Source organism: Pseudomonas sp. 008, assembly GCF_016861935.1.
In the GTDB taxonomy this organism is placed as follows: Bacteria; Pseudomonadota; Gammaproteobacteria; order Pseudomonadales; family Pseudomonadaceae; genus Aquipseudomonas.
Genome location: NZ_BOMA01000013.1, coordinates 58,569 through 74,006 on the forward strand (window position 1 = coordinate 58,569; position 15,438 = coordinate 74,006).

Below are 15,438 nucleotides of genomic sequence, written 5' to 3' on the forward strand. Positions count from 1 at the left end.
TAGCCGGTTGTGGGGATAGAAAGATGCAGGTTCAAAACAGTGCTCAAAACAACGTTGCGCCGCTGAGCGAGCGGTTTACGGTGGTGGTGATTTCCCACAACCGGAACGCGTTTCTGCGGCGCACCTTGCAGTACTACAGTAGTTATCCCTGCACGGTTCTGGTTCTGGACTCGTCTGTCGAGGGCGATGAGCACATGGCCCGGGACTTCCCATCAGTCGACTATCGCCACTTGCCGCAATACACCTATCAGGGGCTGCAGGAAAAACTCACCTACGGCGTCAGTCAGGTCATCACGCCGTACATGGTGTTTGCTGCCGATGACGACTTCCTGTTGCATGGCGCCCTGACCGAGTCGCTGGAGTTTCTTGAAGCCAACCCTGACTATGGCCTGTGTCATGGCTACGGGATGATGTACCTGGCCCGTGCCACCGAAGTGAACTACTACCGCCGCGACCAAAGGGTGCAAGAGGATTACAACTCGCAGCAGCCTGAAGATCGGGTCATGGAGTTTATGGGGCAGTTCCTGCCGCCGTTCTATGCGGTGACTCGCACTGACCTGCTGCAACAGTGGTACAGCCTGTTGCCTGCCGGTACCAGTTTCGAGTGGCAGGAAATCGGCCACACGTTCTACCTGCTGGCGTGTGCCAAGGCGCGGATCCTGCCGATTCCCTTCGCTGTGCGTGAGGCGAATTATGGCAGCTCCGATCATGGCACCAATGTGTTGACCGTGCTGACGTACAAGGATGCGAAAACCGTCGCAGACCGCGAGCAGTTTGCGCAATTTCTGGCCTCGATCCCGACACAGTTCAGCGATAGCGACCCGGCCCGGGTCAAACAGATTGCTCTGGACAGTTTTACAGCCATGGCCGATTGCCTGCTGGAAGGTCGCTCGCTCATATTCACCCCGATCTTCCGTTCGGCCTGGATCGAGGCGGGGTGCGAGCCGGTTCGCTCGTTCGGCCCCGAGCAGTTCGTCGAAATGCCGTTCTACAACAAACCGATGTTCGACCTGCTGACCGAATTCGAATTCCTGCTGCACGCGATGCCCGCTGGTCGCCTGCAACTTCAGGAACTGGAAGGCATCTTGCTCAAGCAGCATGAACTGATGCGAATTCATCCCAACGACACTGATCGCACAGTGCGTAGCCGATTGTGGAAGGCCTTGAGTCTGAACGTGTTCAACCGGGCCGTGGTCAAGCGCCTGGCAGAGTCGTTAAAGGACAGCGAAGAGCCGCAAGAGGGCATCAAACTACAAGCCTGGGCCGAGCGACTGGACGCTGTACCGGGTCAGCAAGATCGCCGGCTGTTCGAGAACATGCCGTCCGGGCGGTTGCTGAGCTGGCTCGATGTGCGCAATCCGGATGCCGCGCAACTCAAATCGATTACCGCGCATTTGGCCAAACACAGCGGTGGCCCGCAGTTCGGTATTCTTCTGCTGGATCTGGACGCCGACATGGTCAAGTTGCAGGCGACGTTCGACAGTCTGGTCGGTGGCCACTGCAAGGCGTTCAATGTGGTGGTGTTTACCACCGGTGATTTACCGGCGACCACCACCGTGCGTGACACGGTGCACTTCGTCAAAGTCACCACGACCAATTACGTCGAGCGCATCAACCAGATCGTCGCTCAGTCCACCGCCGACTGGCTGCTGCTGGCCGAGGCCGGTGACCAGTTCACCGCCAGCGGGTTGCTGCGCGCCAGCCTTGAGCTGACCGGCGCCGAGGGGGTGCGTGCGGTGGCGATGGACGAAATTCAGCGTCAGGCCAACGGCGCCCTGGCGGATGTGTTCCGCCCCGGGGTCAACCTCGACCTGCTGCAATCCGTACCGTCGCTGATGGCGCGGCACTGGTTGATTCAGCGTGATGTGTTGGTTCAGGCCAAAGGTTTCTCGACGGAGTACCCCAAGGCTCTGGAGTTCGATCTGTTACTGCGTCTGATTGAGGACGGTGGTCTGGCAGGGCTGGCGCATCTGGCCGAACCCTTGCTGATTTGCGATGCCCCGGTGGAGCAGGAAAATGCTCAGGAACGTCAGGTGTTGACTCGCTCTCTGGCGGCGCGTGGCTATCGTGCTCAAGTCAGTTCGGCACTGCCGCTGACTTACCAGATCGACTATCAACACGCCGGGCGACCGCTGGTGTCGATCATCCTCCAGAGCCAGGACAACCTTGAATCTTTGCAACGAGCCTTGGTCAGCGTACTGCAACGCACCCGCTACCAGCGCCACGAAGTGCTGATCGCCGACAATCACAGCCAGTCCGAAGAGTTGGCAACCTGGTTGAGCAGCCTTGAAGGCAAGGGTGATCGTATCCGCATCCTGCGCAGCGGTCAGCGCTTGACGACATCGGCACTGAACAACTTCGCGTGCGCCGAAGCCAAGGGTGATTACCTGGTGCTGTTGTCGGTCGACTGCGAAGTGGTCAACGCCAACTGGCTCGAAAGTCTGGTCAACCAGGCCCAGCGTCCGGAAGTCGGTATCGTTGGAGCCAAACTGATGGACATGCGTGGTGTCACCACCCAGGCCGGGTTGGTCCTGGGTTTGAATGGCGATATCGGCTCGGTGTTTATCGGCGAGCGTAAAGACGCCAAGGGCTACCTGAATGGCCATCAAGTGGAGCAGAACTATTCGGCGGTGGCCGGTGCGTGCCTGATGATTCGCAAGGATCTGTATGAGGCGATCGGTGGGCTGGACGAAGAGCATTTCGACGAAGCCTTCGCTGATATCGACCTGTGCCTGAAAGTCGCCGATGCCGGTTACCTGACTGTCTGGACGCCACAAGCGCAGCTGCTGCACCCGGGCGTATTGCCTGATGCACCACAGGCCCGTGCGGCCCTGCGTGACAAGTGGCCCGCCCGCTTCGAACAGGACTCAGCCTACAACCAGAACCTGGCCTTGACCGGCAAGGGCTTTACTCTCAGCGAACCGACCAGCGTGAACTGGGCGCAGTTGCTCGCATAAGCCTGGCTGACAGGTAAAAGGACTCAAGGCATGTTCAACGGTAAATCGATTTTCATCTCTGGCGGCACCGGTTCGTTCGGACGCAACTTCATCCGCCGCTTGCTGGAGCAATACCAGCCCAAGCGGGTGGTGGTGTTTTCCCGCGATGAGCTCAAACAGTACGAGATGCAGCAGACGTTCAATGCACCGTGCATGCGTTACTTCATCGGTGATGTGCGTGACGCCGACCGTTTGCGTCAGGCCATGCGCGGTATCGATTACGTGGTGCACGCCGCGGCGCTGAAGCAAGTGCCGGCGGCGGAATACAACCCCACCGAATGCATCCGCACCAACGTCAACGGTGCGGAAAACATCATCGCCGCGGCCATCGACAACGGTGTGAAAAAAGTTGTCGCGCTGTCCACCGACAAAGCTGCCAGCCCGATCAATTTGTACGGCGCGACCAAGTTGCTGTCGGACAAATTGTTCGTGGCTGCCAACAACATTGCCGGCGAGCAACAAACCCGGTTTGCCGTGGTGCGCTATGGCAACGTCGCCGGCTCGCGGGGGTCGGTGGTGCCGTTCTTCAGCAAACTGATTGCCGAGGGCGCCAAAGAGCTGCCGATCACCGATGAGCGCATGACGCGGTTCTGGATCACCCTCGATCACGGCGTGAAGTTTGTGCTCGACAGCTTCGCCCGCATGCACGGCGGTGAAGTGTTTGTGCCGAAGATCCCGTCGATTCGCATCGTCGATCTGGCGCAGGGCATGGCTGAACATCTGCCGCATAAACACGTCGGCATTCGTCCAGGGGAAAAACTCCATGAACTGATGGTGCCGCTGGACGACGCGCGCATGACCCTGGAGTTCGACGATCACTACACCATTCAGCCGTCGATCCGTTTCACCAGCGTCGACGTGGATTTTGCCGTGGACAAACTGGGCGAGCAGGGGCGGCCGGTGGGCGAAGACTTCGAGTACCGCTCCGACACCAACCCGCATTTCTTGTCGGTCGGCCAGATCGCCGACCTGCACGCGGAGTTGTCGGCATGATTCCCTACGGTCGGCAAAGCCTCGATCAGGCGGACATCGATGCGGTGGTCGCCGTGTTGCAGTCCGACTGGCTGACCCAAGGGCCGACCATCGAGCGTTTCGAACAAGCCATGGCCGAGCGTTGCCAGGCCGATTTCGCGGTGGCGGTGTGCAATGCCACTGCGGCGTTGCACATTGCCTGCCTCGCGGCGGGCCTGGGGCCGGGCGATCGGTTGTGGACCACGCCGAACACTTTTCTGGCCTCGGCCAACTGCGGCCGCTACTGTGGCGCCGACGTCGATTTCGTCGACATTGACCCGCTGACCTGGAACCTCGACGCCTACACCTTGGCGTCGAAGCTTGAAATCGCCGAGCGCGACGGCAAGCTGCCGAAAGTGTTGGTGGCGGTGGCGTTCTCCGGGCAGAGCTGCGATATGCGCATGATCGCCGAACTGGCCGAGCGTTACGGTTTCACGGTGATCGAGGATGCTTCCCACGCGGTCGGCGCGTCCTATGCCGGGCGCCCGGTGGGATGCGGCGAATTCGCGGCAATGACCGTGTTCAGTTTCCACCCGGTGAAGATCATTACCAGCGCCGAAGGCGGCATGGTGCTGACCAATCGCCCGGAACTGGCCGAGCGCTTGCAGCGTCTGCGCAGCCACGGCATGACCCGTGACCCCGGGCAGATGACCGAACCCAGCCACGGCCCGTGGTACTACCAGCAAGTGGAACTGGGCTTCAATTACCGGATCACCGACCTGCAAGCGGCCCTCGGTCTGTCACAGCTGAACAAGCTCGATGGCTTTATCGAACGCCGCCGTGAACTGGCGGCGCGTTACGACCGGTTGCTGGCGTACTTGCCGCTGACCTTGCCCAGCACGCAGCCTGAAGCCGAATCGGCGTGGCATCTGTACGTGGTGCGCTTGCAGACGGAGCGGATCAGCCTCAGTCATCGACAGGTGTTCGAAGGCTTGCGAGCAGCCGGTGTCGGGGTGAATCTGCACTATATTCCGCTGCACTTGCAGCCGTACTATCGCGACCTGGGTTTTGCCGAGGGTGATTTCCCCCAGGCTGAACGTTATTACGCCGAGGCCATCAGCCTGCCGCTGTTTCCTCTGCTGAGCGATGAACAACAGGACTATGTGGTCGAGCAATTGCGACGGCTGGTCCTTGAGGCGTAATGACCCGCGGTGGCAGCAAACGAATCCTGATGACTCTTTTGATAACCAATACAACTGGGGTGACTTTGTGAAACTGCAGAACGTTCGGCAACCGGTTCTGAACATAGCAGGACGTCGCATCGGTCCGGCCGAGCCTCCTTACATCGTTGCCGAGATGTCCGGGAACCACAACGGTGACATCAACCGTGCTTTTCGCATTATTGAAGCTGCCAAGCTGGCTGGCGCTGATGCGGTCAAGATCCAGACTTACCGCGCCGACACCATCACGATCGATCACTGCGGGGCGGAATTCATGGTGGACGGGGGCCTCTGGAATGGTCGTCGCCTCTATGAGCTCTATGAAGAAGCACACACGCCCTGGGAGTGGCACGAAGCGATCTTTGAACATGGGCGCAAGATCGGGATTACCGTGTTTTCATCGCCCTTTGACGCCACGGCCGTGGATTTTCTCGAGTCTCTTGGCGCACCTGCTTACAAGATTGCATCGCCTGAATTGATCGACCTGCCCCTCATTCGCAAAGTGGCTCGCACGGGCAAGCCCATCGTGATGTCCACTGGCATGGCGACACTCGAGGAAATCAGTGAAGCGATAGAGGCTGCGCGTGGGGCGGGAGCAACAGAGATTGTTGTACTTCACTGCACAGCCGCTTATCCGGCTCCACCAGAGGAGGCAAATCTGGCGACTATCGCCGAGATCGCTCAGCGTTTCGATGTAGTGGTCGGGCTCTCCGACCATACGCTCGGCACGGTGGTGTCCGCGATTGCTGTGGGGTTGGGGGCGTCCTTCATTGAAAAGCATTTCACCCTTGCTCGCGCAGACGGTGGGGTCGATAGCGCCTTCTCGCTGGAGCCCGAAGAACTTGCCGAACTCGTGGCGGCGGCGCGCATTGCGCATGTGGCGGTCGGCGTTCCGGCATTCGAGCCCACACGGTCGGAAGAGATTGTTCTGAAAAATCGCCGCTCACTTTACGTCGTAGCGCCTGTCGCCGAGGGCGAGGTGTTGACGGAGGCGAACGTGCGCTCTATCCGTCCCGGTAACGGACTCAAACCCAAATTTCTTGATGCCGTGCTTGGGCGCAGGGCTTTGCGCGAGCTTGCCTTTGGCGAGCCACTGGACACCTCGATGATCGAAGGAGGGATTGATATATGACAAATGCGCCTACCGCAGTCGCCATCATTACTGCTCGAGGTGGCAGTAAGAGAATCCCTCGCAAAAACATCCGCTCCTTCCGTGGTCGCCCCATGATTGCCTGGTCTATCGAAGCGGCACTCGAATCCGGTGCCTTCGACACCGTCATGGTCAGCACCGATGACACAGAGATTGCAGAAATTGCGCGCGCCTTGGGCGCCGAGGTGCCATTCCTGCGATCGGCAGCCACGGCGGATGATCATGCGACGACTTCGCAAGTTCTCCTTGAAGTGTTAGGTCAGTACCGCGAGGCTGGCGTGCATTTTGATCTTGCCTGCTGCCTCTATCCGACCGCACCTTTCGTGCGGCCCCGGGACCTCACGGATGGACGCGTACAGCTCCTTGGAAGCCGGTTCAACGTGATCATGCCCGTCGCTGCGTTTTCTTATCCGGTCTGGCGATCGCTTCAACGTGGGGACGATGGTCGCATCGTCATGAACTTCCCTGAAAACCTCAACGCCAGGTCACAAGACCTTCCAGTCGCCTATCACGATGCCGGTCAGTGGTACTGGTTCCGCACCGAGGCGTTTGTGCGCGACCACGTACTGATGGGGCCAAACACCGGTTCGATCGTTTTGCCCACAATGCAGGTGCAGGACATTGATACCGAGGAAGACTGGGCGCTTGCCGAGCTGAAACATGAAGGGTTTTTTTATGAATGATCCCCGTCTACGCCGGCATGAACTGGGTTTTCTAGAGGTTGTGGATCGCCCCACGCCAGAGGCTCTGCATGAATATTATGCTCAGACTTACTTCCAGAAAGAGGCCAGTGATAGTTATCGAAAATCCTACTCTGTCGAAGAGCTCGAAGTCATAGAGCTTCGAATCGCGCAGAGGGCCGGTCAGGCTCAAATGCTCTTAGGGGATGATCAGCCCGGTAGTCTCCTTGATGTTGGCTGCGGTGAAGGCTTCGTTCTCAAGTTCTTCGAGCAGATCGGGTGGCAGGTTCAAGGTATCGACTACAGTCGCGCAGGCGTGCAACAGATTAACCCCGCCTACGCTGACCATGTGGAGCAGGGTGATGTCTTCGAACTGCTCGAGACCCGTATCGCATCTAACAAACAATACGATCTGGTCTGGCTGGGTAACGTGCTGGAGCATGTCTTGGATCCTGTCAGCCTGCTGCAATCACTACGCTGTTTAGTGGCACCAAACGGGCTTCTGGTGATCACTGTTCCGAACGATGGCACCGCCTATCACGAGGAACTGTACGCAACGGGGGCGATACGTGACCGATTCTGGATCGCCATGCCCGATCACCTGTCGTACTTCACCGCGGACAGCCTGCGTCGAACGGCTGAGGCAACGCAATGGGATTGCCTTGCTATTCAGGGTGATTTTCCTATCGACCTTTTTCTCTCTCATGAGGGATCGAACTATGTCGCTGATCGTTCCCAAGGGCCAGCAGCCCACCGGGCCCGATTAACGTTCGAACGGCTGATCGGGCAGGCAGGCATCGAAGCGTCTAACCGCTTCTACGCCGCACTTGCTGATGTGGGGTTTGGTCGCAATCTGACTGCGTTCTTTAGACCGAAACCCTGAGGAGTCAATAAATGACAGACAAAACTATACGAACACTCGTCGGCTCGACGCAGTCCGAGACTGACCGCAAACAAATTCTGGTCGACCGGCTTCGCGCCTCACGGATACCCGACCGTGAGTTATTGGACAACATCGGCCTGTATCTCACGCGACAGACGTTGTCGCGGATCAACTTCATGCAGAAGATCTATCAGATGATCGTACCCGTTCACGGGGTCATCATGGAGTTCGGCGTGCGTTGGGGGCAGAACATGGCGTTGTTCTCCACGTTAAGGGGGATACACGAGCCATTCAACTACAACCGCAAGATCATCGGCTTCGATACCTTTGATGGTTTTCCTTCGGTTACCCCTCAAGATGGGGGACGCGTACAGCCGGGTGACTACGCAGTGGTTGAGAACTGGAAGGAGGAGCTCGAGGAAATCCTCGACTTCCATACGCAAAACGCACCCATTCCACACAAAAAAAAGCACGAGTTGGTCCAGGGAGATGCCACGCTGACACTTCCTGGGTATCTGAAAGAACATCCCGAAACCGTCGTGGCGCTGGCCTATTTTGACTTCGACATATACAAGCCGACCCGCGACTGTCTCGAGGCGATCTTGCCGTATCTGACCAAGGGCAGCATTCTGGCTTTCGATGAACTCAATACACCGGAATTTCCGGGCGAAACTATCGCAGTGCGTGAGGTTCTAGGTTTGTCTCGTTACGCAATTCGGCGCGATCCATCCAACCCGCTCATCTCATATCTGGTGGTCGAATGAGTGCGGTCGCCGTTCGATACCTGGTGATGCCGAATCCGTACCTGTCGGACGGGGTGCTTGATATTCGAGCTGTGCAGCCGACCGACATCCACGCAATACGGCAATGGCGAAACGCCCAGATGGATGTCCTGCGTCAAACTGCTCTGATATCACCCGAAGAGCAGGAGCGTTATTTTGCTGAGCATGTCTGGTCGCAGATCGCGAGCTCGGAGCCCTCGCAGATTTTGCTGGCGATAGAAAGCGCCGGTGTATTGATCGGGTATGGTGGATTGGTCCACATTTCCTGGCCAAACCGAAGGGCCGAGGTTTCATTTTTGCTTACCCCGGATCTCGAAAAAAAATCAGAAGAACTCATAGCGTTTTTTTCACGTTTCCTGGACTTGATGAAGCAACTGGCTTTTGAGGATCTCGGGCTGCGACGCCTCTGCACCGAAACGTTCGCACACCGTACTCGCCACATCGCGACCCTCGAGGCTTCGGGTTTTCGTTGCGAGGGACGCTTGCGTGAACACGTGCTGATTGGCGGCAAACCTATGGACTCGTTTACCCACGGCGCGCTGGCCTGCGAATGGAAAAATGCTCATTGAACGACAGTCAGACTCACCTAAAAGGCCGTCGGGAGGGAGGGGCTCACAATGTGCTCGTCACCTCCGCTTCGCGTAAAGCGCCGCTGGTGCGCGCCATGCAGGAGGCTGCCAGGCGGATACATCCCGATGCACGCGTCATCGCTGGCGATGTCGATCCTGAGGCGCCAACTCGCTATATTGCTGACGGGTTCTGGCAAATGCCGCGTATCACGGACGCTGAACTGCCTGCGCTCATCAAAGGGTGTCATGAACGCGAGATAGCGGTGGTTCTTCCAACTCGCGATGGAGAGTTGCTCTTTTGGGCGCGCCACAGCGCAGCGTTCTCTGAAGCGGGAATTTCAGTCGTCGTCTCGAACCCCAAGGCCATCGAACGCTGCCTTGATAAGCTGGCTTTCGCTGACTTCGGCAGAAAGATCGGGCTCCCGGTAATCAATGCAGCGGCGACACCCGAGGCCGTCGGTGTCGGACCTTATGTGGTGAAAGAGCGTTACGGCGCCGGTTCCCGGGCGATCGGGCTTGATTTGTCGCTCGATGCCGCCCGCCATCACGCAACGATGTTGGATACACCGATCTACCAGCCATTCGTGCCGGGGCCGGAGATCAGCATCGACGGCTGGATTGATCGCAATGGCGCGGTTGTGGGAGTGCTGCTGCGCAGGCGCGACCGTGTGATCGCTGGTGAGTCGCAGATTACGACCACTTTGCGTAGTGAAGCGCTTGAACGTGAAGCCGTTCGCGCCCTGGAGACGCTGGACCTGCATGGCCCAGTGGTGATGCAAGCGATCGTGATCAACGATTCCATGCAGATCATTGAATGCAATCCCCGTTTTGGCGGTGCCTCCACAATAGCCATAGCTGCAGGGCTGGACGTTCTTTATTGGAGCCTCATTGAGGCCTTCGGGCAGGGGCCGGCACCTGTTTTCAACCGTATTGCAGGTGAGGTGAGACAGGTTCGTCTCCCCGCTGATCTGGTGCTGCATGATCCTGATCTTTGACCTGGACGATACGCTCTATGATGAGAGCAGCTTCGTCACAAGCGGGCTCGGCGCCGTTGCCCGTCACGGCGAGGACGCCTTCGGATGGGACGCTGAGCGTTCGCTGCAGTTTATGCTTGAAGTGCTTGAGCGCGAGGGGCGAGGGCGAGTTTTTGATCGATGGCTTGAGTTGTATGGGCAGTTGTCCAAAGCACGAGTGACAGAGTGCGTGAAAACTTATCGGCATCATCGCCCGAGTCTCGAGTTATTTCCCGCTGCCAGGGTCCTGCTCGGACAACTGCATGGGCGAGTGCCGCTCTATCTCGTCACCGACGGGCACAAGATCGTGCAGAAGAACAAAGTCGATGCGCTTGGCCTGTTTTCAGTGTTTCATCGAGTCCTCATCACTCACCGTTTTGGTATCCACCATGCGAAGCCTTCCATTCACTGTTTCGAGATTATTCGTCAAGCAGAAGGCTGTAGCTGGGCCGACATGGTTTACGTCGGCGATAACCCCGCCAAGGACTTCGTGAACCTCAATCTCCTTGGCGCATTGACTGTCCGGGTACAGACAGGCGGGCATCGCAACGTCATCGCTCTGCCTGGCTACGATGCGCAAGTATCCATCCCTGACCTTGACGCGCTCCCTGAGATACTTGCCTCGCGGTTCCAGTTGTAATCCAGCGATAGAACCTCGCGGACCATTCATCGACATTTCCCACCCAGGCACTTGGATCCGTCCAGGCCGGCGCACTCGTCTGGCCATCGAGCGCGAAACATCGCCGGATTGTTCGTTGGTCGAATGTCTCTTCGTGGACCTGATTCGGCAAAATAGCGTGACCTGCGAGTCATTACGCGCATCTTCACTGTATTGTATAAAAAGGGGAGAGGGCGCCTGGTCTGTTTTTTGACTCAGTGATGGCCTTTTACTCTTCCCGCTGTCACCCCCTTGAGGGCGACGTTATTGTTGTTTGTCGGCGCCCCTCGATTCCTTGCGAGCGGTGGTATTGGGCTGTTTATTATTGGGAAGCCGTAATGATTGGCATAAAGAGCATTGCGAGCTACGTTCCTGTAGCCGGCGTGGACAATTACGCACAAGGTGCAAAATTCGAGAAGGATGAAGAGTTCATCCTGGGCAAAATCGGTTCGGCCTTCCTGCCGCGCAAAGACGCCGGGCAAGAAACCTCGGACCTGTGTGTCGAAGCAGTCAACGCGCTGTTCGCCAACAACCCTGAATTGAAGCGCGAAGCCATCGACGTGCTGATCGTCGTGACCCAGAACGGCGACGAAGAAGGTTTGCCGCACACCGCCGCCATCGTTCAGGACAAATTGGGCCTGCCGACGACCGTGGCCGCGTTCGATATCTCCCTGGGCTGCTCCGGTTACGTCTACGGCATCTACGCCATCAAGGGCTTCATGGAAGCCGCAGGCCTGAAGAATGGCCTGCTGGTGACCGCCGATCCGTATTCGAAGATCGTCGACCCGGAAGACCGCAACACCACCATGCTGTTCGGCGATGCCGCCACCGCCACCTGGATGGGCGAAGACGCGCCGTGGCAGTTGGGCAAGGCCAAGTTCGGCACCGACGGTTCCGGCGCGCCGCACCTGAAGGTCACCGACGGGGTGTTCTTCATGAACGGCCGTCAGGTGTTCAACTTCGCGCTGCTCAAAGTGCCGGCGCATTTGCATGAGTTGCTCGCTGATTCGGGCCTGACGGCCGACGATATCGATGCTTTCTGCATTCACCAGGGCAGCGCGGCAATTGTCGATGCCGTGGCGCGACGCTTCGAGGGCGAGCCCGAGAAGTTCATCAAGGACATGGTCGAGACCGGTAACACCGTGTCGTCGAGCATTCCATTGCTGCTGGAAAAACACGTGCTGGAGTCGAAGTGGAAGCGCGTTGCGCTGAGTGGTTTCGGGGTAGGGCTGTCCTGGGGGTCGGCGATCATCTATCGCCCTTGAGCCAACCGATTCAGTCAGTAAAACCCAGGCAAAAAAAAGCGTTCAAGGTGTAACCTTGAGCGCTATTTTTTTGCCCGAATGCAAAGCGAGGCTTCATGAGCGAGTTCTTTGAGCACAACGCCAAAGTCATACAGCGACGCTGGCCGCTGCTGTCGGCGCGCTTGCTGGTTGAGGACACGAGCCTGTTGCAGGCTGATCTGGTCGAAGGCCTGGGCTCGACGTTGAGCATCAACGGCATCCAGCTGACCAGTCGCCACGACCGCATCCGAGAGGCCAGGCTTCAGGCCGACAGCCTGCCAGGTGACAGTCCGGTAGTACATGTCTACGGCACCGGACTTGGTGACCTGCAAATGGACTTGTTGGCGCGCTCCGGGCTTGAACGGCTGTACGTGCATATTCTCAATGGCGCGGTGTTTGCGCTGGTGTTGCAACTGCTAGATCAGCAGCAGTGGCTCAATGATCCGCGAGTCGAGCTGTTGTATGCCGGCGATCTGACGGAAATCCAGCTGCCGTTCTTTGCCTTGCCATCCGAGCTGGTGCTGGCCGATGACTTCAATGCAAAGATCCGTGACCGTTTGATCAGCGAAACTCACCTGACTTTCAATAACCGTGAATTCGACCCTGAGGCCCCGGACATCGTCGAGCGCTTGCAGGCGAGTCTGGAGCTGGTGCAAGCCGATCGCGATGTGGCCGAGTTGTTCGGTTCGCGCAAAGGACAGGAGGTGTTCGTCATTGCCACGGGCCCGAGCCTGGAGCAGCACTTCGAGACCTTGCGCGCGATTCGCAGTCAGGCCGAGCGGCCATTGTTCATTTGCGTCGATACCGCCTACCGACCGCTGCTCAATCATGGAATCCGCCCCGATGTGGTGGTCAGCATCGACCAGCGTATCTCGGCCCGGCATCTACCATCCGAAGATACAGTCGACATCACTCTGGCGTATATGCCCATGGTCGACCCTCAGGTTATGGCTGCCTGGCAAGGGCCACGGTACGCTGGTTATTCCGCTAGCCCGACCTATCAACAGCTGCGTCGGCAATGGCCCAAAGGCGAGCTGTATGTCGGCGGCAGCGTGATTCATCCGGCGGTGGACCTGGCGGTGAAGATGGGCGCGGCGCAGATCACCCTGTTCGGTGCCGACTTTGCCTTTCCTAACGACAAAACCCATGCTGGCTGGAGCGACGGCGACTTGGGGCCCCAACTGGGCGCGGCCAAACACTGGGTGCTCGATGGCCGTGGGCAACGTATCAAAACCCAACTGAACTTCCGCAGCTATCTATGTGAACTGGAGCGATTTATCGCAGGGCATCCTCAGGTGCGTTTCTATAACAGCAGCCGGGCAGGGGCGATGATCGCCGGTACGGCTTTTCATCCGGAGTTGGCGTCATGAGTGGGTTTGATTCCTTCGTCGACTTAGAGCAATGCGCGGCATTGTTCCGTTTGGGGCGTGATGTAGAAGCAGGGCTGGTGATGATCGAATTGATCTCAGCAGTGCAGGTGTCCTTCGATCTGATGCCGCAGGTTACTCAGCAGCAGTGGGTGCTATTGCTCGGCCAAATGTTCGAGTGCCAGGAGGCGCAGAATTGGTTGGCGCTGGCGGACTACCTGGAATACGAACTGGTCCGGTTGCTGCGCGACAGTCTGTCCATTTAAACAATTTCTCTTCTGCCGGTGCAGGCGAGTTCTCGCCAGTCCGTCACCGGCATTTCCCTGGCGTCATTTTTTCGCTGCCTGAATACTGCCAGCCCCTTGATTTACGAGGGGTGGCAACGTGATGGCAAATTTTTTTCAAAATCCCCTAAAGCAAGTTGCAATCTCGACGATAACTATTACGAAGGTTCTCTAGGCCATACCCGGCGGTTGCCAGGGCCGGAAGCCGCAGTACCCAACCAACGAGGAATTCGTCATGGCTTTAACAGTAAACACTAACGTTACATCGTTGAACGTTCAGAAAAACCTGAACCGCGCTTCCGACTCTCTGTCGACTTCGATGACTCGCCTGTCTTCCGGTCTGAAAATCAACAGCGCCAAAGACGACGCCGCCGGTCTGCAAATCGCTACCCGTATGACTTCGCAGATCCGTGGTCAGACCATGGCGATCAAAAACGCCAACGACGGTATCTCGATCGCTCAGACCGCTGAAGGCGCGATGCAGGAGCAGACCAACATTCTGCAGCGTATGCGTGAACTGGCTGTTCAAGCACGAAACGATTCCAACGGTACTGCTGACCGTGACGCTCTGAACAAAGAATTCGCTTCGATGTCGGACGAAATGACCCGTATCGCCCAGTCGACCAACCTGAACGGCAAGAACCTGATCGACGGTACCGGTGGCACCATGACTTTCCAGGTGGGTTCCAACACTGGTGCGACCAACCAGATCACCGTCACTCTGGTCGACACGACGGCTACAACACTGGCCGTTGATAAAGCCACTATTGCCATCACTGGCAACGACACCGTCACTGCAGAGGCCAGCACCAAGGCTTCGATCATTGCGATCGACGCGGCTCTGACTACCATCAACGCCGCTCGTGCCGACCTCGGTGCTTCACAAAACCGTCTGACCAGCACCATCTCCAACCTGCAGAACATCAACGAAAACGCCAGTGCTGCACTGGGTCGTGTACAAGATACCGACTTCGCTGCTGAAACTGCACAGCTGACCAAGCAACAAACTCTGCAACAAGCTTCCACCGCAATTCTGGCCCAGGCCAACCAACTGCCATCCGCTGTACTGAAGCTGCTTCAGTAATAGCTGGGTGAGTTTTGGCGGGGGAGTGCGCACGCCGCGCTCTCTCGCCTTTTTACTTTAAGAGGTGATGGACATGGATATGAGCGTCAAGCTGAACTTGTCTTATCCTGCGGCCCAGCAGGCGACGACTGTTGCCGACAAGCCTGCGGAAAAGCCTCGAGCGGAAACTGCGCCAGTGGTTGCCGTCAAGGAAGAAGGTAAAAAAGACCAGACCGAGCAGGAAAAACTGAAGATGGCCGTTCAGGAAATCGAAAAGTTCGTTCAATCGGTCAAGCGTAACCTGGAGTTCTCGATTGACGAGCCTTCAGGCAAAGTTGTGGTCAAAGTGATTGCCAGTGACTCCGGTGAGGTGATTCGTCAAATCCCCAACGAAGAAGTCCTTAAGCTGGCGAACAGTTTGAATGATGCAAGCAGCCTGTTGTTCAGCGCAAAAGTCTGACAACTGGCACGAATTTTGTTGCTATGTTCTTTTGGGCGTTGTAGTGGTCAAAAGGCCGGCGACACACTGAAGGGAGTTC

15 protein-coding genes are annotated in these 15,438 nt (G+C 57.6%); all 15 read left to right on the forward strand.

Features of this window, described 5'->3' with window-relative positions:
* Positions 1-23: 23 nt before the first annotated feature.
* Entirely contained in the window at positions 24-2,957 is a 2,934-nt protein-coding gene (locus tag JUI81_RS23605) for a TIGR00180 family glycosyltransferase (RefSeq protein WP_204125166.1), read from the forward strand.
* A 30-nt stretch (positions 2,958-2,987) separates the two neighbouring features.
* Positions 2,988-3,989: a UDP-N-acetylglucosamine 4,6-dehydratase (inverting) gene (pseB, locus tag JUI81_RS23610; protein WP_019579558.1), complete on the forward strand. Its 1,002-nt coding sequence runs from the start codon at positions 2,988-2,990 to the stop codon at positions 3,987-3,989.
* Complete coding sequence (pseC, locus tag JUI81_RS23615; RefSeq protein WP_204125167.1) at positions 3,986-5,149, forward strand: UDP-4-amino-4,6-dideoxy-N-acetyl-beta-L-altrosamine transaminase; 1,164 nt, start codon at positions 3,986-3,988, stop codon at positions 5,147-5,149. Before pseB ends, pseC begins: the two co-directional genes overlap by 4 nt.
* Positions 5,150-5,216: 67 nt before the next feature.
* The gene (gene pseI / locus JUI81_RS23620) at positions 5,217-6,299 is read left to right on the forward strand and encodes a pseudaminic acid synthase (protein WP_308442606.1); all 1,083 of its coding nucleotides are present in this window, start codon (positions 5,217-5,219) and stop codon (positions 6,297-6,299) included.
* Positions 6,296-7,000, forward strand: a complete 705-nt coding sequence (gene pseF / locus JUI81_RS23625; protein ID WP_204125168.1) for a pseudaminic acid cytidylyltransferase — start codon at positions 6,296-6,298, stop codon at positions 6,998-7,000. Before pseI ends, pseF begins: the two co-directional genes overlap by 4 nt.
* Positions 6,978-7,880, forward strand: coding sequence for a bifunctional 2-polyprenyl-6-hydroxyphenol methylase/3-demethylubiquinol 3-O-methyltransferase UbiG (locus JUI81_RS23630; RefSeq protein WP_239077730.1), 903 nt, complete (start codon positions 6,978-6,980; stop codon positions 7,878-7,880). Before pseF ends, JUI81_RS23630 begins: the two co-directional genes overlap by 23 nt.
* Before the next feature lie 11 nt (positions 7,881-7,891).
* Positions 7,892-8,644 (forward strand): TylF/MycF/NovP-related O-methyltransferase, encoded by a 753-nt coding sequence (locus tag JUI81_RS23635; protein ID WP_204125169.1) that lies wholly within the window; start codon positions 7,892-7,894, stop codon positions 8,642-8,644.
* On the forward strand, positions 8,641-9,231 hold the full coding sequence (locus tag JUI81_RS23640; RefSeq protein ID WP_204125170.1) for a GNAT family N-acetyltransferase: 591 nt from the start codon (positions 8,641-8,643) through the stop codon (positions 9,229-9,231). The genes JUI81_RS23635 and JUI81_RS23640 overlap by 4 nt, the downstream gene beginning before the upstream one ends.
* Before the next feature lie 50 nt (positions 9,232-9,281).
* Entirely contained in the window at positions 9,282-10,226 is a 945-nt protein-coding gene (locus tag JUI81_RS23645; protein WP_239077731.1) for an ATP-grasp domain-containing protein, read from the forward strand.
* The gene (locus JUI81_RS23650; protein WP_204125172.1) at positions 10,210-10,884 is read left to right on the forward strand and encodes an HAD family hydrolase; all 675 of its coding nucleotides are present in this window, start codon (positions 10,210-10,212) and stop codon (positions 10,882-10,884) included. Before JUI81_RS23645 ends, JUI81_RS23650 begins: the two co-directional genes overlap by 17 nt.
* A 356-nt stretch (positions 10,885-11,240) precedes the next feature.
* The gene (locus JUI81_RS23655; RefSeq protein WP_204125173.1) at positions 11,241-12,167 is read left to right on the forward strand and encodes a ketoacyl-ACP synthase III; all 927 of its coding nucleotides are present in this window, start codon (positions 11,241-11,243) and stop codon (positions 12,165-12,167) included.
* A 95-nt stretch (positions 12,168-12,262) separates the two neighbouring features.
* Complete coding sequence (locus JUI81_RS23660) at positions 12,263-13,555, forward strand: motility associated factor glycosyltransferase family protein (protein ID WP_204125174.1); 1,293 nt, start codon at positions 12,263-12,265, stop codon at positions 13,553-13,555.
* Positions 13,552-13,818, forward strand: coding sequence for a hypothetical protein (locus JUI81_RS23665; protein WP_204125175.1), 267 nt, complete (start codon positions 13,552-13,554; stop codon positions 13,816-13,818). The genes JUI81_RS23660 and JUI81_RS23665 overlap by 4 nt, the downstream gene beginning before the upstream one ends.
* A gap of 253 nt (positions 13,819-14,071) precedes the next feature.
* Positions 14,072-14,920, forward strand: coding sequence for a flagellin domain-containing protein (locus tag JUI81_RS23670; protein WP_204125176.1), 849 nt, complete (start codon positions 14,072-14,074; stop codon positions 14,918-14,920).
* A 73-nt stretch (positions 14,921-14,993) separates the two neighbouring features.
* Positions 14,994-15,359 (forward strand): flagellar protein FlaG, encoded by a 366-nt coding sequence (locus JUI81_RS23675; RefSeq protein WP_026286326.1) that lies wholly within the window; start codon positions 14,994-14,996, stop codon positions 15,357-15,359.
* Positions 15,360-15,438: the final 79 nt, after the last annotated feature.

Coding starts and splice junctions, on each gene's coding strand:
- JUI81_RS23605 (WP_204125166.1), top strand. CDS start 24: ATGCAGGTTCAAAACAGTGCTCAAAACAACGTTGCGCCGCTGAGCGAG.
- pseB (WP_019579558.1), top strand. CDS start 2,988: ATGTTCAACGGTAAATCGATTTTCATCTCTGGCGGCACCGGTTCGTTC.
- pseC (WP_204125167.1), top strand. CDS start 3,986: ATGATTCCCTACGGTCGGCAAAGCCTCGATCAGGCGGACATCGATGCG.
- pseF (WP_204125168.1), top strand. CDS start 6,296: ATGACAAATGCGCCTACCGCAGTCGCCATCATTACTGCTCGAGGTGGC.
- JUI81_RS23630 (WP_239077730.1), top strand. CDS start 6,978: ATGAAGGGTTTTTTTATGAATGATCCCCGTCTACGCCGGCATGAACTG.
- JUI81_RS23635 (WP_204125169.1), top strand. CDS start 7,892: ATGACAGACAAAACTATACGAACACTCGTCGGCTCGACGCAGTCCGAG.
- JUI81_RS23640 (WP_204125170.1), top strand. CDS start 8,641: ATGAGTGCGGTCGCCGTTCGATACCTGGTGATGCCGAATCCGTACCTG.
- JUI81_RS23650 (WP_204125172.1), top strand. CDS start 10,210: ATGATCCTGATCTTTGACCTGGACGATACGCTCTATGATGAGAGCAGC.
- JUI81_RS23655 (WP_204125173.1), top strand. CDS start 11,241: ATGATTGGCATAAAGAGCATTGCGAGCTACGTTCCTGTAGCCGGCGTG.
- JUI81_RS23660 (WP_204125174.1), top strand. CDS start 12,263: ATGAGCGAGTTCTTTGAGCACAACGCCAAAGTCATACAGCGACGCTGG.
- JUI81_RS23665 (WP_204125175.1), top strand. CDS start 13,552: ATGAGTGGGTTTGATTCCTTCGTCGACTTAGAGCAATGCGCGGCATTG.
- JUI81_RS23670 (WP_204125176.1), top strand. CDS start 14,072: ATGGCTTTAACAGTAAACACTAACGTTACATCGTTGAACGTTCAGAAA.
- JUI81_RS23675 (WP_026286326.1), top strand. CDS start 14,994: ATGGATATGAGCGTCAAGCTGAACTTGTCTTATCCTGCGGCCCAGCAG.